This is a genomic window from Streptomyces sp. C, assembly GCF_000158895.1.
Classification (GTDB): domain Bacteria; phylum Actinomycetota; class Actinomycetes; order Streptomycetales; family Streptomycetaceae; genus Streptomyces; species Streptomyces racemochromogenes.
This window is the reverse complement of sequence record NZ_GG657750.1, coordinates 5,239,210-5,258,586: the sequence shown is the minus strand read 5'-3', so window position 1 is coordinate 5,258,586 and position 19,377 is coordinate 5,239,210. Positions and strand designations below refer to the sequence as shown.

Here is a 19,377-nt window from a genome sequence, read left to right as displayed (position 1 = left end):
CCCCAGGAAGGGGGTCCGGGGCGCGGCCCCGGGGAACGGGGGAAGGGCGGGTAGGGGACCCTCGCCCCGCGCAGCGGCGCACGGCCCGCAGGCGGCGAACGCGCCCGGCCAGGGTTACGGCGCCGGGGCGCGCGGACTGCGGGATGCCCAGCCAGGGCAAGGGCAAGGGCTACGCCACCAGCAGCGGGCTTCCGCTCCGGCGGAGCCACGCCCGGTACGGCGGGGTGCGGAGGGCGGCTTCGCGGTAGGCCGCGCGGAGGTCCTCGAAGACCTCCGCGTGCTCCCCAGGCCGCGTCGCGAGGAGCAGCCGCACCGCCAGCGGGTCCCCCGACAGCGGCCGGATGGCCATGTCGTCCCGCGGCCCGGACGTCGGCTGGCACGGCGCCACCGCCTCGCCGGAAACGATCAGCGAGGTCGCCGTGTGGTAGTCGGCGTGCAGCACGGGCGGGTCGACGCCGGCCCCCGCGAAGACCCGCCGCAGGCCGTCCCACTCACCGTCGACCGAGGGGTCCACCGTCCAGCGGTCCCCGGCCAGGTCCTCTAACGCCACCACGGGCGACCGCGCGGCGGGATGGTCCCGGCTCATGGACACGAACTGCGGCTCCCGATCCATCAGCACCCGCAGTTCCAGCCCGTCCGGCACCCGCAGCGGGCTGCCCTCCACCTCGTGCACGAACGCCACGTCCAGCTGGCCGCCCGCCGTCATCCGCAGCAGCGCGTTCGCCGAGACGTCGACCACCAGCGAGGTCTCCCTCTCCGGTGCGCGCCGGTGCAGCCGGCGCAGCCAGCCCGGCAGGGCCCGGCTCGCGGTCGAACCGATGCGCAGCCGCGGCCCGTTCGCCGCCGCCCGCGCCTCGGCGACCAGTGCGGCCATGTCCGCGAGCAGCGGCCGCGCCCGCCCCAGCACGGTGCGTCCGAAGGGGGTGGGCCGGCAGCCGGTCCGCTCGCGCAGGAACAGCTCGCCGTCCAGGGCGCGTTCGATCCGGCGCAGCTGCGTCGTCAGGGAGGGCTGGCTCACGCCGAGTTGCCGGGCGGCCTTGTGCAGACTGCCGGCGTCCTCGATGGCGCACAGTGCGCGCAGGTGCCTCACCTCGAGCTCCATGACCCGAGGGTAGGCGGGCCCCGCGTGCCGCACCAGCCGCCGATAGCCCCCCGAATCCCGCCATTCTCACGCCAGTTGACCAAGGTGCATCTTGCCGAAACCCGCCCGATAGCTCCGCGCTATCGGGCTCTGACATCATCCGCAGGCCCCATCGGCTCCCGCAGACTCCGGTACCGGACGACCCATCCACCCCCCACCGCACCAGCCGAGTAGGAGCCCCCCACATGCGCCACTCCCGCAGGAACATGCTGTCCGCCGCCGCCGTCGGACTCGGTGTCGCCGCCGCCCTCGGCGGTGTCGTCCCCACCGCCGGGGCCGCGACCGCCTCCCCCGCCGGCAGCCCGGCGAGCTATGCCGCGTACGAGCGTTCGGCGGAGAACGACGCCGCCACGCGGGCCTTCTTCGAGGCCGTGAAGCGGTCGGTCGCCGAGCAGCGGGCCGCCAACCCGGGCGCGCTGGCCGTCACCGTCACCTACAACACCCGCAACGCGCCGAGCTTCCGTACCCAGATAGCCAACTCCACCCGCATCTGGAACGGCTCGGTCAGCAACGTGAAGCTCCAGGAGGTGTCCTCGGGCGGGAACTTCTCGTACCGCGAGGGCAACGACTCGCGCGGCTCGTACGCGAGCACGGACGGGCACGGCCGGGGCTACATCTTCCTGGACTACCGGCAGAACCAGCAGTACGACTCCACCCGCGTGACGGCGCACGAGACCGGTCACGTGCTGGGCCTGCCGGACCACTACTCGGGTCCGTGCAGCGAGCTGATGTCGGGCGGCGGCCCGGGCACCTCGTGCACCAACGCCTACCCGAACAGCACCGAGCGCTCGCGCGTCAACCAGCTGTGGGCCAACGGGCTGGTCGCCTCGGGTCTGGACGCCAAGGGCTAGGGGTCGCCCCCGCGGTCACCGACGGGGACGTAGAGGGCACAGTCCGGGTTCCGGCAGGGACCCGGACTCCATTCGGGGACGAAGATCCCCAGGGACTTGCGCCGTCGGAGCACCGTCTCCACGGCACGCCCGCAGGCCGGACACGTCTGCTGCTCGTGTCCGGCCCGCGGGGCGACCGTCCCGCGCTCGTGCTGCTGCTGTTCACCGGCCATACCTCCACGGTAGGCCGGTTTCGCGCGTTGTGGCGCGGCCGGCGTCAGCGCTTGACGTCGTACGAGGTGACGACCTGGCCGCCGCCGAGGGCGGTGCACCCGGTGAGCTCCAGGGGGCGCACGCCGAACCCGGCGCGGGACATCGGCATGCCGGTGCCGACGACGACGGGGTAGGTCTTGACGACGTACTCGTCGATCTCGTCCGCCAGCTGGGCCGCGAGGTCGGCTCCGCCGCACAGCCAGATGCCGAGCCCGTCCCGCGCCTTCATCTCCCGCACCCGGGCGACGAGGTCGCCGCTGATCAGCCGGACCTCGGGGTCCGGCGGGGTGGTGAGGCTGCGGGAGACGACGTACTGCTCGCGCATGTGGCCGTAGGGGCTGGGCATGCCCGCCCTGAGGCCGGGCTCGTAGGTGTTGCGGCCCATGATCACCGCGTCGAAGCGCTTGGGCGCGGCGTCCTCGATGCCGAGCTGCTTGCGTCCGGCGCTGGAGATCGTCTCCGGGTACTCGGCCGTCAGGAGGCCGATGAACTCCGGGTCGACGTAGCTGTAGATGAAATCGGCATCGCCGTCCGGGGCCCCGATGAAGCCGTCGACGGTGGTGGCGATGAAGTACGTGAGCTTGCGCAAGCGATTCTCTTCCGTTCGGGGGTGCCGCCGCTCCGGGGCACGTCAATGAAAGTACTTCGCTTGAAGTACTTTGCCAACCCCCTATTTCCGGGGGTGCCCGTTCAGCCCCGCGGCTTGCGCCACATCGGCCACATCAGCGGCCCCTCCGGCAGCCGGACCGCCTCACCCGTGAACTCCCACCCGAGCCGCTCGTACAACCCCTTGCTGCGCTCGCTGCTCGCCTCCAGGTACGCCGGGAGCCCCTCCCGGTCGCAGCGCTCCAGTACCGGCCGCATCAGCTCCGTGCCCAGCCCCTCGCCCTGCCGCCCGGGCGCGACCGCGATCATGAGCAGGTACTCGTGCTCCTCGGAGGTGGGGTGCACCTCCCCGGTGAGCCGGCCGACCAGCTCGCACCGCTCGTTGTCCGGGTCGGCGACCGCCCGCATCTTCGCCGGGATCTCGTCCTCCCCCTCCGGCTCCCCCGCCGGAATGCGCAGCCACAGCGCCGCCGCCGAGCCGTCCGCCGCGTAGTCGATCCGGCCCTCGGCCAGCGCGACGTCCACGAAGACCCCGAGGAACCTGCCGTGCACGGCGGCCCGGTGCTCCGGGTCCGGGAAGACCCAGCTGCTCACCGGGTCCTCGCGGAAGGCCTCGTCCAGCAGGCGCGCGACCGCGTCCCGGTCCGACTGATCCGCCTGACGTATCTCCAGCACCACGGGTGACACCCTTCACTCACAGGTCAACTACCGCGAGTGATCCTAGAGTTGCCCCGCACGACTGCCGCCGCCCGCCCGCGGAAAGGCCTGTTCCGGCGCCCCGCAGCGCCGGAACAGACCGCTCCGCAGCACCGGACCGACCGCCCCGCGGTACCGGACCGACCATCCCGCGGTACCGGACCGAGCCCGCCGGCCGCTACCGGGTGCGCCGCGTCACGAACTCCGCGAGCGCCAGCAGCCCGCCCGCCGCCGCGAGGTCGGGCACCGCCCGGGACAGCTCCTGCACCGCCCGGCCCATCCGGTCGGCGGCATGGGCCTGCGCCCAGTCGCGGCCGCCGGCCCGCTCCACCGCCCGGGCGGCGCGGGACACGTCGTCCTCCTTCAGCGGGCCCGCGTACAGGAGCGCCAGCTCCTCCCCGGCCTCCGTGCCCGAGGTGAGGGCGGCCACGACCGGGAGGGACTTCTTGCGGGCGAGCAGATCGGCCCCTGCGGGCTTGCCGGTGTGCCCGGGGTCGCCCCAGATGCCGATCAGGTCGTCGATCAGCTGGAAGGCCAGCCCCGCCTCCCGCCCGAAGGCGTCCACGGCCTCGACCTCCTCCGGCCCGGCGCCCGCGTACAGGGCGCCCAGCGCGCACGCGCAGCCCAGGAGGGCCCCGGTCTTGGCCGCCGCCATGGTCAGGCACTCGTCGAGCGAGACGTGCGCGCGCTCCTCGAAGGCGCAGTCCGCCTGCTGCCCCTCGCACAGCTCGACGACGCAGGCCGCGAGCCGGGCCGAGGCCCGTGCCGAGGCCGGGTGCGGGTCCTCGGCGAGCAGCCGCAGCGCGAGCGCCATCATGGCGTCGCCCGCGAGGATCGCGTGCGGGGTGCCGAAGACGGTCCAGGCGGTGGGCCGCCCGCGGCGGCGGACGTCCCGGTCGATGATGTCGTCGTGCAGCAGCGTGAAGTTGTGCGCGAGCTCCACGGCCGCCGCCGCCCGTACGGCGCCCCGGACGGCCTCCGCGGGCGCTCCCAGGGCCCGCGCCGAAACGAGCACGAGCGCGGGGCCGGATGGCCCTTGTCGACGCCCCAGAACGACGAGGGACCGCCGTTCTCAGCCGATCCCAGGCCGAAAGTAGGTACATCCAGCAATCCCGACGCATCGCCGGCGAGGCAGGGCCCTCGACGGCGCCGGCGGAAGTTTCAGGGTCGACCCGTTTTCCCTCGTCTCTTTCCAGCAGGAGCCGCCAGCTATCCTGCCCCTCGCCCGTGACGACGGCGCCGGCGGTGTCGGCGGTCACCGGTCCCAGCGGCCGATCTCGACGTTCTCCAGGACGCCGAGCGCGTCCGGCACCAGGACGGCGGCGGAGAAGTAGGCGGTGACCAGGTAGGAGATGATCGCCTGGTCGTTGATCCCCATGAAGCGCACGGACGTGCTCGGCTCGATCTCGTCGGGGATGCCGGGCTGGTGGAGGCCGATGACGCCCTGCTCCTCCTCGCCGGTGCGCATGCACAGGATGGAGGTCGTACGGGCCGCGGTGACGGGGATCTTGGTGGACGGGAAGATCGGCACGCCCCGCCAGGCCGTCACCCGGGTGCCGGCGACGTCGACCGTCTCGGGGTAGAGCCCGCGCCTGTTGCACTCGCGGCCGAAGGCGGCGATGGCCTCGGGGTGCGCGAGGAACAGCTTGGAGTCGCGCCGCATGCCGAGCAGGGCGTCGAAGTCGTCCGGGGTGGGCGCGCCGTCGTGCGGCTGGATGCGCTGGTCGTAGTCGGCGTTGTGGAGCAGGCCGAACTCCGGGTTGTTGAGCATCTCGTGCTCCTGGCGCTCGCGGAGCGCCTCGACCGTGAGCCGCAGCTGCTGCTCGGTCTGGTTCATCGGGTGGTTGTAGAGGTCGGCGACGCGGGTGTGGACGCGCAGGACCGTTTGTGCAATGGAGAGCTCGTACTCGCGCGGGCGGGGTTCGTAGTCGGCGAAGGCGCGGGGGAGGACGGCCTCGCCGACGTGGCCGGCGGAGAGCTCGATCGCGGCCTCGCCGTACGGGTTGGTGGGCCGCTCCGGCCGGGTGCGTACGCGGTCCACGTGGGCGCGCAGCGAGTCGGCCCGGTCTGCGAGGAGCCGGAAGTCCTCGCGGGACAGCACGAGCGCCGTACCGGGGGTGGCGGCGCGGGCGGTGTACTCCCAGATCGCCGCGTCGTCGGTGAGGGAGGCCTCGCCGAAGTAGGCGCCGTCGGCGACGGTGCGCAGGACCGCGTCCTCGCCGTAGGGGCCGGGGCCGATCTGTTCGACGCGGCCGTGGGCGAGCAGGAAGACCTCGTCGGAGGGGCTGCCGAAGGAGGTCAGCTCCTGTCCGGCCTCGAAGTCGACCTGGCGGCAGCGGCCGGCGAGTTCGGTGAGGACCTCCGCGTCGTCGTAGTCGCGCAGCAGCGGCAGCTCGCCGAGCTCGGCCGGGATGACCTGGACGCGGGAGCCGGTCTTGACGAACTCGACGACGCCGTTGCCGACGGTGTGGCTGAGGCGGCGGTTGACCCGGTAGGTCCCGCCCTGCACCGGGACCCAGGGGAGGGCCTTCAGCAGCCACCGGGAGGTGATCTCCTGCATCTGCGGCGCGGACTTGGTCGTGGTTGCCAAGTTCCGCGCGGCCGCCGTCCCGAGACTGCTCTGCGGTGTCCGGGTTTCGGCTTCGGAACCTGCCTGGACCGACATGTGTTTCCTTCCGGTCACTCCGTGATGTGCGACGGAAGCCTTCCAGTGCGCTGCGCGGCCGGGCCACTACACGAACGGGTGGGACTGGTGCCGACGGGCCGGGGCATGCTCAAAGGTTCAACTGCTTCACGTTTCCTCCCCGGGACCTCACCCGTTTCGGCCATCTCGCACGCCCGCCGCCCCTAATTTGTATCTGTGATGCCAGTTTTCTACGCTGGCGGTCATGCGGCTGACGCGATTCACGGACCTGGCGCTGCGCGTGCTCATGCGCCTGGCCGTCGAGGACACGGACCTCCCCACCACCCGCGAGGTGGCGGCGACCATGGAGGTCCCGTACACCCACACCGCCAAGGTGGTCGCCAGGCTGCAGCATCTCGGACTGGTCGAGGCCCGTCGCGGCCGCGGCGGCGGGCTCGCGCTCACCGCCGCCGGGCGCACCGCGTCGGTGGGCGGGGTGGTGCGCGAGCTGGAGGGCGCGGGCGACGTCGTGGACTGCGACGGCGCCAGCCCGTGCCCGCTGCGCGGGGCCTGCGTCCTGCGCGGCGCGCTGCGCCGGGCCCAGGAGGCGTTCTTCGCCGCGCTGGACCCGCTCACGGTGAACGAGCTGGTGGCGGCCCCCACGGGGCCCCTGCTGCTGGGCATTTCGAGCGGCGGCGGCCGAGTGGCCGATTGACCACGCCCCCCGGCCCGCCCTCGAACGGATCTCCGCATGGCGGCGGGCGACCCCGAGCCCTTTAATACGCATTCGGCATACCAATTAAACGAGGAGCCGCCATGCTGTCGGAGAAGTCGACCGCGACCGTACGCGCCACCCTGCCCGCCGTCGGGGCCGCCATCACGGACATCACGGAGCTGTTCTACGCGAAGCTCTTCGCAGCCCATCCGGCCCTGCTCCGGGACCTGTTCAACCGGGGCAACCAGAGCGCCGGACTCCAGAAGCAGGCCCTCGCGGGCTCCGTCGCCGCCTTCGCGACCCACCTCCTGGAACACCCGGACACCCGCCCCGACGTGATGCTGAGCCGCATCGCCCACAAGCACGCCTCGCTCGGCGTCACCCGCGAGCAGTACCCGGTCGTCCACCGGCACCTCTTCGAGGCCATGGCGGAGGTCCTCGGCGAGGCCGTCACGCCCGAGGTCGCCGAAGCCTGGGACGAGGTGTACTGGCTGATGGCGAACGCGCTGATCGCCGCCGAGGAGCGGCTCTACGCCGAGCGGCAGGTGCTCGCCGGGGACGTCTGGCGGGAGTGGACGGTGACCGCGCGGGTCGAGGAGACGGCCGACTGCACCACCTTCCACCTGGTCCCCGCCGACGGCGCCCCCGCCCCCGGCTTCAAGCCCGGCCAGTACGTCTCCGTCCAGGTCGAACTCCCCGACGGCGCCCGCCAGATCCGCCAGTACAGCCTCTCCAGCTCCCCCGGCTCCCCCGTCCGCGCCATCACCGTCAAGCGGGTCCACGGCCCGGCCGCCGGCGGCGGCCCCGACGGCGAGGTCTCCCACCACCTGCACGCCCGGGTCCGCACCGGCGACACCCTGCGCGTCTCCGCCCCGTACGGGGACCTGGTGCTCCAGGACCCGGACTCGCCCGTACTGCTCGCCTCGGCGGGCATCGGCTGCACCCCGATGCTGTCGATGCTGGAACACCTGGCCGAAACCGGGCACACCGGCCGGGTCACCGTGGTGCACGCCGACCGCAGCCCCGCCGACCACGCCCTGCGCACGGACCACCGCGCCCTGACCCACAAGCTCTCCGACGCGACGGCCCGCTTCTGGTACGAGTCCGCGGCCGAGGCCGGCGACTGCACCGGCCTCGTCGACCTCACCGCCGTCCCGGTCGCCCCCGGCACCAGGGCGTACCTGTGCGGGCCGCTCCCCTTCATGCGGTCGGTGCGCGCCCAGCTGATCGCCAAGGGCGTCCCGGCCTCCGACATCCACTACGAGGTCTTCGGACCGGACCTGTGGCTGGCCTCGGCGTGACGTCGGACACGGGCGCGCCGCCCCGCCCCGGCGCGACGACTGGCCGAAAGACGCCCTAGCCCCGGAAGGGCCGCCTCCACTACACCGTTAAGTAACCGAACGAACACACACGGTGAAAGGAGGCGGCCATGGCCGCACCCATGTCCGCTGACCGATTCATCCAGGCGCTGCGCGCCGAAGGCCTGACCGTCGTGGAGGTCGGCGCCTGGCGCACCCGCAACCGCAACCACAAGGGCCCCAGGGGACCGGAGCAAGGGATGAAGATACACCACACCGTCAAGAGCGACACCGCGTACACCGTGGAGCTCTGCCGCGACGGCGACTCCGCCCTGCCCGGCCCCCTCTGCCACGGCGTCATCGCCAAGGACGGCCGGGTCCACCTCGTCGGCTACGGCCGCACCAACCACGCCGGCGCCGGCGACTCCGACGTCCTGGCGGCCGTGATCGCCGAGAAGCGGCTGCCGCCGGACCACCACGCCGACACCGACGGCAACCGGTACTTCTACGGCTTCGAGTGCGAGAACCTCGGCGACGGCGAGGACCCCTGGCCGCCCGCCCAGCTCGACGCCATCGCCCGCGCGGCCGCCGCCGTCTGCCGGGTCCACGGCTGGGGCGCCCGCTCGGTCCTCGGCCACCGCGAATGGCAGCCCGGCAAGATCGACCCCACGGGCTTCACCATGGACTGGCTGCGCGACCGCGTCGCCGACCGCCTCAAGTGACCGCGGCCCGGCCGTCCCGCCCGGGACACCGCCCCGGCCCGCTCCCGCACCTGCCCTGACAATGGGCTGGTGACCCACCCCGAACTGCGCCCCCGCCCGCCGTCCCCCCTCGTCGAGGCGGCCGACGAACGCTTCGCCGCGCACGGGGTACGACTGCTGCTCAAGCGGGACGACCTGGTCCACCCGGAGCTGCCCGGCAACAAATGGCGCAAGCTCGCGCCGAACCTCCGGGCAGCGCTGGAAGCCGGCCACGGTCGGCTCGCCACCTTCGGCGGGGCCTACTCCAACCACCTCCGGGCCACCGCGGCCGCCGGACGGCTGCTCGGCCTGGAGACGGTCGGCATCGTCCGGGGCGACGAGCTGGCCGGACGCCCCCTCAACGACTCCCTCGCCCGCTGCGCCGCCGACGGCATGCGACTGCACTTCGCCACCCGCTCCGAGTACCGCCGCAAGGCCGACCCGGACACCCGGGACCGCCTGCTGGCCGCCGCCGGGGCGGCGGGGGCGTACGTGGTCCCCGAGGGCGGCAGCAACGCCCTCGCCCTCACCGGCTGCGCGGAACTGGGCCACGAGCTGCGCGGGGCGTCCGACGTGGTGGCGGTGGCCTGCGGTACGGGCGGCACCCTGGCCGGACTCGCGGCCGGACTCGCACCCGGCCAGCGGGCCCTGGGCGTACCGGTCCTGGCCGGGGGCTTCCTCGGCGCGGAGATACGTTCCCTCCAGGCGGCGGCCTTCGGCGGCCCGGCCGGCGACTGGACCCTGGCGGAGGGCTTCGACCACGGGGGCTACGCCCGCGTCCCGGCCCCCCTCGACGCCTTCGCCGCCGACTTCGAGTCCCGCCACGGGCTCCCGGTGGAGCGGATCTACGTCGCCAAGCTCCTCTGGGCGCTGCACGCCCTGACGGCGTCCGCCGCCTTCCCCCGGGGAACGACCGTGACGGCCGTCATCACGGGCCACCCGTAGCCCCGCCCGCGGACCGCTGCGCGGGGCGAGTCCCCTGCCCGCCCTTCGCCCGTTCCCCGGGCGCTGCCCGGGCCCGCGCCTCACACTCCCCCAGCTACCGCTGGGAGGTGCCCCCAGGCGAGGCCGGATCCGCCCGGCCGGGGTCAGCCGGACTCCTCCCGGTAGGCCGCGGCCTCCTCCAGGTCCAGCCGGCGCAGCAGCGCGCGCAGCATCTCGTCGTCGATGCGGCGCCGGTCGCGGAGGGAGACGAAGACCTCCCGTTCGGCCTCGATCATGTCCCGGGCCAGCCGCCGGTAGACGTCGTCCGCCGACTCCCCCGTCACCGGGTTGACCTCGCCCAGCCGCTCCCACACCGCGTTGCGGCGGCGTTCCAGGACCGTCCGCAGCCGGTCCGCCAGCGGCGGCGGCAGGGTGCTGTTCTCCGGCCGCTCCAGCAGCTCCGTCAGCCGCTCCTCCGCCGCCCGCGAGGCCTCGCTCTGCGCCTGCGCCTCCGCGAGGGTCTCCGCCTGCAGGTCCCGGGGCGGCAGCTTCAGCAGCCGGATCAGGGGCGGCAGGGTCAGGCCCTGGACGACGAGCGTGCCGATGACGGTCGTGAAGGTGAGGAACAGGATCAGGTTCCGGTGCGGCACCTCCATCGGCACGGAGAACGCGATCGCCAGCGAGACGACCCCGCGCATCCCGGCCCACCCCACGACCGCCGGGGACTTCCAGTCCGTCTCCGGCTCCCGGTGGCGGATCCGCTCCGACACCCACCTCGGCACGAAGGTCGCCGGGAACACCCACACGAACCGCGCCGCCACCACCGCGAGGAACACCGCGACGGCGTACCAGGCCGCGACCGCCCCCTCGTACTCCCCCAGCCCCTTCAGGACCACCGGCAGCTGGAGCCCGATCAGCGCGAAGACCACCGACTCCAGTACGAAGGCGACCACCTTCCACACGGCCTCCTCCTGGAGCCGCGTCGCGAAGTCGACCTGCCAGTTGCGGTGGCCGAGGTACAGCCCGACGACCACCACGGCCAGCACCCCCGACGCGTGCACCCGCTCCGCCGCCGCGTACGCCACGAACGGGATGAGCAGCGACAGCGTGTTCTGCAGCAGCGGCTCCCGCAGCCGCTTGCGCAGCCAGTGGATGGGGACCATCAGCAGCAGGCCCACCCCGACCCCGCCGACCGACGCCAGCAGGAACTCCGCGACCCCGCCCGCCCAGCCGGCGCCCACGCCGACCGCCGCGGCCAGCGCCACCTTGTAGGCGGTGATGGCGGTGGCGTCGTTCACCAGGGACTCGCCCTGCAGGATCGTCGTGATCCGGTTCGGCAGCCCCAGCCGCCGGGCGATGGCCGTCGCCGCGACCGCGTCCGGCGGCGCGACGACCGCGCCCAGCACCAGCGCCACGGGCAGCGTCAGCCCCGGCACCACCAGGTAGGCGGCGTAGCCGACGGCGAGCGTCGCGAAGAGCACGTAGCCCACCGACAGCAGCGCGATCGGCCGTACGTTGGCCCGCAGGTCCAGGTACGAGCTGTCCACCGCCGCCGTGTGCAGCAGCGGCGGGAGCAGCAGCGGCAGCACGATGTGCGGGTCGAGGGCGTACGAGGGCACCCCCGGCACGTACGCTGCGATCAGGCCCGCTGCGACCAGCAGCAGCGGAGCCGGTACGGGCGTGCGCCGGGCGACGCCCGCCACGGCGGCGCTCCCGGCGACCAGCGCCACCAGCGGCAATACCTCCATCGAAGATCCATCCCCATCCGTCGTCACCGTCGTCGCGCCCGCACCCCGGCCGTAACCTGGCCATCATGAGCGAGTGCACCCACGTTGCCGAACTGCCGCGCCCCGAACCGGTCCCGCGTGCGTTGACCTGCCCTGAATGCGAAGTCCTCGGCAGCCATCCGGTCCAGCTGCGCATGTGCCTCGGCTGCGGGTTCGTGGGGTGCTGCGACTCCTCCCCGCACCGGCACGCCACCGCGCACCACCAGGAGAGCGGCCACCCGGTGATGCGGAGCTTCGAACCGGGCGAAACCTGGCGCTGGTGCTTCGTCGACGGTTCCATCGTCTGAGGACCTCTCCTCGACCGTGAAAGGCCGAAGGTTCGATCGGCGGCAGCGGGGTAGGTCAACCCTCCGCCGGTTCCCCCGAATTGGGCCCGCAGACCCCTAGCCACTGTGCGTACTCATGGGCCTACCATCAGTCACCGCACGTGGCGGGGTCGGCCCGGTCGCTCCAGCGGGCGCCATGAGGGGTGCCGCGACACGATCGCCCGGATCGCGATAGCGTCACCGGCGAACAGAGCTCGTACCACCTTGGAGGTGAGGGTGTCCCAGATCGCAGGCGAGCCCGGGACCCAGGACTTCGTGGAAGTCCGGCTGCCGGCTGCGGGTGCCTACCTGTCGGTGCTGCGAACGGCCACGGCCGGTCTCGCGGCACGTTTGGACTTCACCCTCGACGAGATCGAGGACCTCCGCATCGCGGTGGACGAGGCCTGCGCGATCCTGCTCCAGCAGGCCGTGCCGGGCTCCGTCCTCAGCTGCGTCTTCCGGTTGATCGACGATTCGCTGGAAGTGACCGTCTCCGCCCCGACCACGGACGGGCGGGCGCCGGAGCGCGACACGTTCGCGTGGACGGTCCTGTCGGCCCTGGCCGGCAAGGTCGAGGCGACGGTCGAGGACAACAAGACAGTGAGCATCAGCCTCTACAAACAGCGCGGCGCGGGGCCAGGCCCGGCGTGAGCGGCGGGGAGATCCCGGTGCGGGGCGGGGATCGGCCCCGGGTGAGGCACGAGGTCGACGGCGGCATCCCGGAGCAGCAGCACGCCCGGCCGCACCCGGCTGACGCGGATGCGGAAGACGGCTTTTTGGACTCGGCGGAGCGACGGGCGGGCCCTATGAGCGAGAACCAGCACGACCAACCACAGCCCCCGGAGGCACAGGCCCCGGAGGTGCCGGAGGCGCCCCTGGCGGTGCCGGATCCGCGGGACCGCAGCGGCGCGCGGGCCCTGTTCTTCGAGCTGCGCCGGCTGCCCGAGGGATCACCCGAGCGGGCGGAGCTGCGCAACCGGCTGGTGCGGATGCACCTGCCGCTGGTCGAGCACCTGGCGCGGCGGTTCCGCAACCGCGGCGAGCCGCTGGACGACCTGACCCAGGTCGCCACCATCGGCCTGATCAAGTCGGTGGACCGGTTCGACCCCGACCGCGGGGTCGAGTTCTCCACGTACGCCACACCCACCGTGGTGGGCGAGATCAAGCGGCACTTCCGCGACAAGGGCTGGGCGGTACGCGTGCCCCGGCGGCTTCAGGAGCTGCGGCTCTCGCTGACCACGGCCACGGCGGAGCTGTCCCAGCAGCACGGCCGGTCCCCGACCGTGCACGAGCTGGCCGAGCGGCTGGGGATCTCCGAGGAGGAGGTGCTGGAGGGGCTGGAGTCGGCCAATGCCTACAGCACGCTCTCCCTGGACGTGCCGGACACCGACGACGAGTCGCCGGCGGTCGCGGACACCCTCGGCTCGGAGGACGAGGCGCTGGAGGGCGTCGAGTACCGGGAGTCCCTCAAGCCGCTGCTGGAGGGACTGCCGCCGCGGGAGAAGCGGATCCTGCTGCTGCGCTTCTTCGGGAACATGACCCAGTCGCAGATCGCGCAGGAGGTCGGCATCTCGCAGATGCACGTGTCCCGGCTGCTGGCCCGCACCCTGGCCCAGCTCCGGGAGAAGCTCCTCGTCGAGGAGTAGGAAGAACGGCGGCGGAGGAGTGGAGGAGGGCCCGGCCGCGGCCGGGCCCCCGGCTACCGGGTCTGTTCGCCCGGGCCGATGCCCAGGGCCTCGGTCGCGGTCGGGTTCACCAGCAGCGCGGCGACGGCCACCGCCGCCAGGGCCAGGGCCGCGGCGGCTGCGGTCATCGCCCCGCCGGTGGTCCACAGGGTCCAGGCCACCGGCAGCGCCATCAGCTGGGTGATCAGCGCCGGCCCGCGGCTCCAGCGGCGGCCCAGGCGCAGCCCGCGCGCCGCGATCAGCGGGAGCGCGGCGAGGGCGAGCAGGGTGATCCCGCCGGTCTCGGCCTGCTGCGGGGAGTCGGGGTCGCCGGCGATGCCGACGAACAGCATGTAGACGCCGAGCCCGGCCAGGGCCAGGCCCTCCAGCGCGGTCAGCGCGGCGGCGGCGGTCAGCCGGCCCGGCAGCGCTGCGGGCTCGGGGGCGGCGGGGGCTGGGGGGGTCGGCTTCTTGCTCACCCCAGCAGGGTAGCCGCGCGCCGCGGTGCCCGGACGGTACGGCCGGTATGGGCCGCATATGGAGGGGTGGGTACTCTGGCGACCATGCGTGCTCTTCTCGTGGCCAACCCTGCAGCGACGACCACCAGTGCGCGCACGCGCGACGTCCTGACCCACGCCCTGGCCAGCGAGATGAAGCTGGAGGCGGTGACCACCGAGTACCGGGGGCACGCCCGCGACCTCGGGCGCAGGGCCGCGCGGGAGGGCGTCGACCTGGTGGTGGCGCTCGGCGGCGACGGCACCGTCAACGAGGTGGTCAACGGACTGCTGCACGAGGGCCCCGATCCGGAGCGGCTGCCGGGGCTGGCCGTGGTCCCGGGCGGTTCCACGAACGTGTTCGCCCGCGCGCTCGGGCTGCCGAACGACTCGGTCGAGGCGACGGGCGCCCTGCTGGACGCGCTGCGGGAGAAGCGCAGGCGGACGGTCGGGCTGGGGCTGGCGTCCGGCGTCCCGGGGACCGAGGACGAGTCGGTGCCGGAGCGCTGGTTCACCTTCTGCGCCGGCTTCGGATTCGACGCGGGCGTGGTGGGACGGGTCGAGCAGCAGCGCGAGCGCGGCAAGCGTTCGACCCACGCGCTGTACGTGCGGCAGCTGATGCGCCAGTTCTGGGAGGAGCCCAACCGGCGGCACGGCACGATCACGCTGGAGCGGCCCGGCGTGGATCCGGTGACGGATCTGGTGCTGTCGATAGTCTGCAACACCTCGCCCTGGACGTATCTGGGGAACAAGCCCCTTTACGCCTCTCCGGAGGCGTCGTTCGATACCGCACTTGACGTATTGGCGCTCGACCGTTTGTCAACTCCGGCCGTGGCCAGGTACGCGACACAGCTCCTGACCTCGACTCCTGAGCGCGGCCCGCACGGCAAGCATGCGGTGTCTCTGCACGATCTGACGGACTTCACCTTGCATTCGAAGGTTCCGCTCCCATTCCAGATGGACGGAGATCACCTCGGACTGCGCACCAGCGTTCGGTTCACAGGCGTACGCCGTGCACTGCGTGTGATTGTGTGAGTGGAAGGGCCCAAAGTCCTTTCAGTCGAACGTTTACACGCCAGTCCACCCCCAGGAACTAGGGCTGTGACCTAGTAGACACCGACGAATCCAAAAAAACTTTCCGGAAGGGGTTGTATCCCCGTCCGAGGTTTGCGAATCTCTACATGGCGATCGGGACAGCCCGCAGAACCCGGCACCCACACAGAGCGCCAGAACCCCACCACGAATCTTCGGACCGCACCAGGCAACTGGGCGTCGGCCCTTCCCTCACGGGGGGATTCGTGAAAGCGTTCACATTCACAAGCAACCTGCCCGCAATACAAGGAGATGGAGCAGCCATGGACTGGCGTCACAACGCCGTTTGCCGCGAGGAAGACCCGGAACTCTTCTTCCCCATCGGCAACACCGGTCCTGCGCTGCTGCAGATCGAGGAAGCCAAGGCCGTCTGCCGCCGTTGCCCCGTCATGGAGCAGTGCCTGCAGTGGGCGCTCGAGTCCGGCCAGGACTCCGGCGTCTGGGGCGGTCTCAGCGAGGACGAGCGCCGCGCCATGAAGCGCCGCGCCGCTCGCAATCGGGCGCGTAACGCCACCGCCTGACATCGACTTTCGAGCCTCGAGCCGCAGCGCGTAGCACCCCATTAAGCGCTCAGCAACGTGCTCTTGAGCCCCGGACCGGGAACCCCCGGTCCGGGGCTCAGTGCTTTGCCAGCGCGGTACGACCGAACGGCCCGTCACTCTCGGTGACGGGCCGTTCGTCCTACTTCTGCGGGCTGGCGGGTATGTCGAGGACGACCCGGGTGCCGCGCGGCTCGGCCCGGACCATGTCGAAGGTGCCGCCGAGCTCGCCCTCCACGAGGGTCCGGACGATCTGCAGCCCGAGGTTGCCCGCCCGCTGCGGGTCGAAGCCCTCGGGCAGACCGCAGCCGTCGTCGACGACGGTGATCAGCAGCCGGGAGTCGCTGCGGCCGCTGCCGGAGCGGCTGGCCGACACCTCCACGGTGCCGCCCTCCCCGTGCGTGAAGGCGTGCTCCAGGGCGTTCTGGAGGATCTCGGTCAGCACCATCGACAGCGGAGTGGCGACCTCCGCGTCCAGGATCCCGAACCTGCCGAGGCGCCGGCACTCCACCCGGCCGGGCGAGATCTCGGCGACCATCGCGATCACCCGGTCGGCGATCTCGTCGAACTCGACCCGCTCGTCGAGGTTCTGGGACAGGGTCTCGTGCACGATCGCGATCGAACCGACGCGGCGCACCGCCTCGTTGAGCGCCTCGCGCGCCTGGGGCGAATCCATCCGGCGGCCCTGGAGCCGCAAGAGTGCGGCCACGGTCTGGAGGTTGTTCTTCACCCGGTGGTGGATCTCCCGGATGGTGGCGTCCTTGGTGATCAGTTCACGTTCGCGACGGCGCAGTTCGGTGACGTCGCGGCACAGGACGAGGGAGCCGATGCGGGTCCCCTTGGGCTTGAGCGGGATGGCGCGCAGCTGGATGACGCCGCCGTTGCCCTCGACCTCGGTCTCGCGCGGCGCCCAGCCGCTGGCGAGCTTGACGAGGGCCTCGTCCACCGGGCCCCGGGAGGGGGCCAGTTCGGCGGTGGTGGTGCCGAGGTGCTGGCCGACCAGATCGGCGGCGAGGCCGAGGCGGTGGTAGGCGGAGAGCGCGTTCGGGGACGCGTAGGTCACCACGCCGTCGGCGTCGAGGCGGATCAGGCCGTCGCCAACGCGCGGGGAGGCGTCCATGTCGACCTGCTGCCCCGGGAAGGGGAAGGCGCCCGCGGCGATCATCTGGGCGAGGTCGGAGGCGGACTGGAGGTAGGTCAGCTCCAGCCGGCTCGGTGTACGCACAGTGAGCAGGTTGGTGTTCCGGGCGATCACCCCGAGGACTCGGCCCTCGCGGCGGACGGGGATCGACTCGACGCGGACCGGCACCTCCTCGCGCCACTCCGGGTCGCCCTCGCGCACGATGCGGCCCTCGTCGAGGGCCGCGTCCAGCAGCGGGCGGCGGCCGCGCGGGACCAGGTGGCCGACCATGTCGTCCTGGTAGGAGGTGGGGCCGGTGTTGGGCCGCATCTGCGCCACGGACACGTAGCGGGACCCGTCGAGGGTGGGGACCCAGAGCACGAGGTCGGCGAAGGAGAGGTCGGAGAGCAGCTGCCACTCCGAGACCAGCAGGTGCAACCACTCCAGGTCGGTTTCACCGAGAGCGGTGTGCTGGCGTACGAGGTCGTTCATGGAGGGCACCTTGCGAGCGTACCCCGGGTACGGGGATGACTTTCCCCACCACGAATACTCAGGAGTATCCAGGAAGGCCAGAGTCCGCGTACTGTTGGAGGAAGTGACGGGTCAGTAGTCCCCGCACTTGGATGGACAGGACAGATTGGTCTAGTCCACAATTGGTTTCATGCTTCCGCCCTCCCCGCACAGGAGGACGGATCGAGGTGGCCGCGCGTTCTGCCCTGACCGCGCGGGTTCACCTCCCAAACGGCCGCCGGGCACCGCACACCCTACGGCCGTGAGTACTCCGGGCTACGGTGCCGGGTGGGTTGAGGGTCCCGCCCTGCACCGTGGCCCAGAGGAAATCACCTCTCGTGCGGATTCCCCCCGGCGGATTTCCCGTACGGATTCCGGTTGCCCGTTGCCCGCCGCCCGTTGCTCGTTGCCCGCCGCCCTCGCCTATCGCGGCCAGGCCAGCAGCGCCCGCTCCGCGACGGCCTCCAGCTCCTCCCGGGTCGCCCCGTCGCGCGACTGCTGCGACATCCCCTGGAGCACCGCCCCGGCGAAGCGTGCCAGCGCCCGCGCGTCCGTGCCGGCCGGCAGCTCGCCGCTCGCGACGTCGGCCCTGATGCGGCTCTCGAACATCTCCAGGTTGGCGTTGCGGCGCTCGCGCAGGGCCGCGGCCACCTCCTCCGAGGTGGTGTTGGCGGCCGCGCTGATCACCATGCAGCCCGGCGGGTGGGCGGGGTCGGTGTAGATCTCGGCGGCCTCCCGCAGGATGCGGCCGATGGCCGCGGCGGCGGTGGGCTCCTCGGCGAGCGCCACGCTCGCGAAGTCCCCGTACCGGCTGCCGTAGACCACCACGACCTCGTCGAAGAGCTTGCGCTTGTCGCCGAAGGCGGCGTAGAGGCTGGGCGCGCCGATGCCCAGGTTGCGGGTCAGGTCCGCGATGGACGTGGTCTCGTAGCCCTGCTCCCAGAAGGTGAGCATCGCCTTGTCGAGGGCGGCGGCCCGGTCGAAGGAGCGGGGCCTGCCGCGCTGTCCTGTCACCATGGACGCCATTCTATAGCGGCCGCTACTGAATCTGGTACGGTCCCTTTCTGTAGCGACCGCTACCGAATCATGGAGGGGGGGCGCGTCATGGGCGTGCTCAAGGGGAAGACGGCACTGGTCACGGGCGGCAGCCGGGGCATCGGGAGGGCCGTCGCCGAACGGCTGGCGCGGGACGGGGCGCTGGTCGCGGTGCACTACGGGCACGACGAGGCGGCCGCGAAGGAGACCGTCGCGGCGATCGAGGCGGCCGGGGGCCGCGCCTTCGCCATCGGGGCGGAGCTCGGGGTGCCGGGCGACGCGCAGGCGCTGTGGGCCGCGTACGAGGCCCACCCGGCGCACACCGCGCGGGTGGACGTCCTGGTGAACAACGCCGGGGCGGCGGCCTTCGCGGGCATCGGGGAGACGGACGAGGTGACGTACGAGCGGGTCCAGGCGCTCAACGCGCGGGCTCCGTTCTTCGTGATCAAGCACGGGCTGGAGCGGCTGGCGGACGGGGGCCGGATCGTGAACGTGACCGGCACCCCGGACATCGCCCTGCCGGCGATCCTGGCCACGGTCATGGCCAAGGGCGCGGTGAACGCGCTGACGGTGTCCCTGGCCGCCGCGCTCGCGCCGCGCGGGATCACGGTGAACTCGGTGGGCCCCGGCATCACGGAGACCGACCTGAACGCGGCCTGGCTGGCCGATCCGGCGGCCCGGGCGCACGCCGCGTCCCGGTCGGTCTTCAACCGGGTGGGCACGCCGGAGGAGGTCGCGGACGTGGTGGCCTTCCTGGCCGCCCCGGACTCCCGCTGGCTCACCGGCCAGCACCTCTCCGCCACGGGCGGCCTCCAGCTGGCCCTGCTGTAGCGGCCCGGGCGGGGGGTGCCGCTGCGCGGGGCTGGTCCCCTACCCGCCCTTCCACCGTTCCCAGGGGCTCCGCCCCTGACCCCGCGCCTCAAACGCCGGCGGGGCTGGAAGAGCCGGGCGCTCCGCGCCCGGTGCGCTCAAACGCCGCGCGGGC

General features: G+C 72.6%; 20 protein-coding genes and 1 pseudogene. 11 read left to right on the top strand and 10 right to left on the bottom strand.

Features of this window, described 5'->3' with window-relative positions:
• Positions 1-169: 169 nt before the first annotated feature.
• Positions 170-1,102: a LysR family transcriptional regulator gene (locus SSNG_RS23900; protein ID WP_042801759.1), complete on the bottom strand. Its 933-nt coding sequence runs from the start codon at positions 1,100-1,102 to the stop codon at positions 170-172.
• 224 nt (positions 1,103-1,326) lie between these two features.
• Between SSNG_RS23900 and snpA the strand changes: the two genes are divergently transcribed.
• Positions 1,327-1,992, top strand: coding sequence for a snapalysin (snpA, locus tag SSNG_RS23895; RefSeq protein ID WP_007266475.1), 666 nt, complete (start codon positions 1,327-1,329; stop codon positions 1,990-1,992).
• Here the strand turns inward: snpA and SSNG_RS23890 are convergent.
• The 5 genes and pseudogenes from SSNG_RS23890 to SSNG_RS23870 form a co-directional block, all read right to left on the bottom strand.
• On the bottom strand, positions 1,989-2,204 hold the full coding sequence (locus tag SSNG_RS23890) for a hypothetical protein (RefSeq protein ID WP_007266474.1): 216 nt from the start codon (positions 2,202-2,204) through the stop codon (positions 1,989-1,991). The genes snpA and SSNG_RS23890 overlap by 4 nt on opposite strands.
• 44 nt (positions 2,205-2,248) lie before the next feature.
• The gene (locus SSNG_RS23885; protein ID WP_007266473.1) at positions 2,249-2,833 is read right to left on the bottom strand and encodes a dihydrofolate reductase family protein; all 585 of its coding nucleotides are present in this window, start codon (positions 2,831-2,833) and stop codon (positions 2,249-2,251) included.
• A 101-nt stretch (positions 2,834-2,934) separates the two neighbouring features.
• Entirely contained in the window at positions 2,935-3,528 is a 594-nt protein-coding gene (locus SSNG_RS23880; RefSeq protein ID WP_042801755.1) for a GNAT family N-acetyltransferase, read from the bottom strand.
• A gap of 196 nt (positions 3,529-3,724) precedes the next feature.
• Positions 3,725-4,598 (bottom strand): annotated as a pseudogene (locus SSNG_RS23875) (polyprenyl synthetase family protein); the annotation flags it as partial.
• Positions 4,599-4,801: 203 nt separating this feature from the next.
• Positions 4,802-6,211 (bottom strand): family 2B encapsulin nanocompartment shell protein, encoded by a 1,410-nt coding sequence (locus tag SSNG_RS23870; RefSeq protein ID WP_007266470.1) that lies wholly within the window; start codon positions 6,209-6,211, stop codon positions 4,802-4,804.
• A gap of 223 nt (positions 6,212-6,434) precedes the next feature.
• On the opposite strand from SSNG_RS23870, the gene SSNG_RS23865 reads away from it, so the two are divergent.
• From SSNG_RS23865 to SSNG_RS23850, 4 genes are all read left to right on the top strand, one after another.
• Positions 6,435-6,884, top strand: a complete 450-nt coding sequence (locus tag SSNG_RS23865; RefSeq protein ID WP_042801753.1) for an Rrf2 family transcriptional regulator — start codon at positions 6,435-6,437, stop codon at positions 6,882-6,884.
• A gap of 101 nt (positions 6,885-6,985) precedes the next feature.
• Positions 6,986-8,185: a globin domain-containing protein gene (locus tag SSNG_RS23860; protein ID WP_007266468.1), complete on the top strand. Its 1,200-nt coding sequence runs from the start codon at positions 6,986-6,988 to the stop codon at positions 8,183-8,185.
• A gap of 128 nt (positions 8,186-8,313) precedes the next feature.
• Positions 8,314-8,904: an N-acetylmuramoyl-L-alanine amidase gene (locus SSNG_RS23855; protein WP_007266467.1), complete on the top strand. Its 591-nt coding sequence runs from the start codon at positions 8,314-8,316 to the stop codon at positions 8,902-8,904.
• A 69-nt stretch (positions 8,905-8,973) separates the two neighbouring features.
• Positions 8,974-9,867 (top strand): pyridoxal-phosphate dependent enzyme, encoded by an 894-nt coding sequence (locus SSNG_RS23850; RefSeq protein ID WP_007266466.1) that lies wholly within the window; start codon positions 8,974-8,976, stop codon positions 9,865-9,867.
• A gap of 143 nt (positions 9,868-10,010) precedes the next feature.
• Here SSNG_RS23850 and SSNG_RS23845 read toward each other — a convergent pair whose 3' ends face one another.
• Entirely contained in the window at positions 10,011-11,594 is a 1,584-nt protein-coding gene (locus SSNG_RS23845) for a Na+/H+ antiporter (RefSeq protein ID WP_007266465.1), read from the bottom strand.
• A gap of 65 nt (positions 11,595-11,659) precedes the next feature.
• Between SSNG_RS23845 and SSNG_RS23840 the strand changes: the two genes are divergently transcribed.
• From SSNG_RS23840 to SSNG_RS23830, 3 genes are all read left to right on the top strand, one after another.
• A complete protein-coding gene (locus SSNG_RS23840) occupies positions 11,660-11,920 on the top strand; it encodes a UBP-type zinc finger domain-containing protein (RefSeq protein ID WP_007266464.1) in 261 nt (86 codons plus the stop codon).
• Positions 11,921-12,175: 255 nt separating this feature from the next.
• Positions 12,176-12,589 carry an anti-sigma regulatory factor gene (locus tag SSNG_RS23835; RefSeq protein WP_007266463.1) on the top strand — a complete coding sequence of 138 codons (414 nt, stop codon included), beginning with the start codon at positions 12,176-12,178 and terminating at the stop codon, positions 12,587-12,589.
• Between the two features lie 41 nt (positions 12,590-12,630).
• Positions 12,631-13,584 (top strand): RNA polymerase sigma factor SigF, encoded by a 954-nt coding sequence (locus SSNG_RS23830; RefSeq protein WP_063749905.1) that lies wholly within the window; start codon positions 12,631-12,633, stop codon positions 13,582-13,584.
• 53 nt (positions 13,585-13,637) lie between these two features.
• Here the strand turns inward: SSNG_RS23830 and SSNG_RS23825 are convergent, their stop codons facing one another.
• Positions 13,638-14,081: a hypothetical protein gene (locus SSNG_RS23825; RefSeq protein WP_007266461.1), complete on the bottom strand. Its 444-nt coding sequence runs from the start codon at positions 14,079-14,081 to the stop codon at positions 13,638-13,640.
• An 84-nt stretch (positions 14,082-14,165) separates the two neighbouring features.
• Between SSNG_RS23825 and SSNG_RS23820 the strand changes: the two genes are divergently transcribed.
• On the top strand, positions 14,166-15,131 hold the full coding sequence (locus SSNG_RS23820) for a diacylglycerol kinase family protein (RefSeq protein WP_042804018.1): 966 nt from the start codon (positions 14,166-14,168) through the stop codon (positions 15,129-15,131).
• Between the two features lie 320 nt (positions 15,132-15,451).
• On the top strand, positions 15,452-15,709 hold the full coding sequence (locus tag SSNG_RS23815) for a WhiB family transcriptional regulator (protein ID WP_004937597.1): 258 nt from the start codon (positions 15,452-15,454) through the stop codon (positions 15,707-15,709).
• A gap of 160 nt (positions 15,710-15,869) precedes the next feature.
• Here the strand turns inward: SSNG_RS23815 and SSNG_RS23810 are convergent, their stop codons facing one another.
• The gene (locus tag SSNG_RS23810) at positions 15,870-17,339 is read right to left on the bottom strand and encodes a PAS domain-containing sensor histidine kinase (protein WP_042801746.1); all 1,470 of its coding nucleotides are present in this window, start codon (positions 17,337-17,339) and stop codon (positions 15,870-15,872) included.
• A gap of 441 nt (positions 17,340-17,780) precedes the next feature.
• On the bottom strand, positions 17,781-18,374 hold the full coding sequence (locus SSNG_RS23805; protein WP_042801743.1) for a TetR/AcrR family transcriptional regulator: 594 nt from the start codon (positions 18,372-18,374) through the stop codon (positions 17,781-17,783).
• Between the two features lie 87 nt (positions 18,375-18,461).
• On the opposite strand from SSNG_RS23805, the gene SSNG_RS23800 reads away from it, so the two are divergent.
• Positions 18,462-19,223: an SDR family oxidoreductase gene (locus tag SSNG_RS23800; protein ID WP_007266457.1), complete on the top strand. Its 762-nt coding sequence runs from the start codon at positions 18,462-18,464 to the stop codon at positions 19,221-19,223.
• Positions 19,224-19,377: the final 154 nt, after the last annotated feature.

What these genes read in the sequence shown, in the direction of transcription:
- SSNG_RS23860 (WP_007266468.1), top strand. Translation starts at nt 6,986, where the DNA reads ATGCTGTCGGAGAAGTCGACCGCGACCGTACGCGCCACCCTGCCCGCC.
- SSNG_RS23820 (WP_042804018.1), top strand. Translation starts at nt 14,166, where the DNA reads ATGCGTGCTCTTCTCGTGGCCAACCCTGCAGCGACGACCACCAGTGCG.
- SSNG_RS23810 (WP_042801746.1), bottom strand. Translation starts at nt 17,339, where the DNA reads ATGAACGACCTCGTACGCCAGCACACCGCTCTCGGTGAAACCGACCTG.
- SSNG_RS23890 (WP_007266474.1), bottom strand. Translation starts at nt 2,204, where the DNA reads ATGGCCGGTGAACAGCAGCAGCACGAGCGCGGGACGGTCGCCCCGCGG.
- SSNG_RS23855 (WP_007266467.1), top strand. Translation starts at nt 8,314, where the DNA reads ATGGCCGCACCCATGTCCGCTGACCGATTCATCCAGGCGCTGCGCGCC.
- snpA (WP_007266475.1), top strand. Translation starts at nt 1,327, where the DNA reads ATGCGCCACTCCCGCAGGAACATGCTGTCCGCCGCCGCCGTCGGACTC.
- SSNG_RS23840 (WP_007266464.1), top strand. Translation starts at nt 11,660, where the DNA reads ATGAGCGAGTGCACCCACGTTGCCGAACTGCCGCGCCCCGAACCGGTC.
- SSNG_RS23900 (WP_042801759.1), bottom strand. Translation starts at nt 1,102, where the DNA reads ATGGAGCTCGAGGTGAGGCACCTGCGCGCACTGTGCGCCATCGAGGAC.
- SSNG_RS23805 (WP_042801743.1), bottom strand. Translation starts at nt 18,374, where the DNA reads ATGGTGACAGGACAGCGCGGCAGGCCCCGCTCCTTCGACCGGGCCGCC.
- SSNG_RS23865 (WP_042801753.1), top strand. Translation starts at nt 6,435, where the DNA reads ATGCGGCTGACGCGATTCACGGACCTGGCGCTGCGCGTGCTCATGCGC.
- SSNG_RS23800 (WP_007266457.1), top strand. Translation starts at nt 18,462, where the DNA reads ATGGGCGTGCTCAAGGGGAAGACGGCACTGGTCACGGGCGGCAGCCGG.
- SSNG_RS23845 (WP_007266465.1), bottom strand. Translation starts at nt 11,594, where the DNA reads ATGGAGGTATTGCCGCTGGTGGCGCTGGTCGCCGGGAGCGCCGCCGTG.
- SSNG_RS23815 (WP_004937597.1), top strand. Translation starts at nt 15,452, where the DNA reads ATGGACTGGCGTCACAACGCCGTTTGCCGCGAGGAAGACCCGGAACTC.
- SSNG_RS23870 (WP_007266470.1), bottom strand. Translation starts at nt 6,211, where the DNA reads ATGTCGGTCCAGGCAGGTTCCGAAGCCGAAACCCGGACACCGCAGAGC.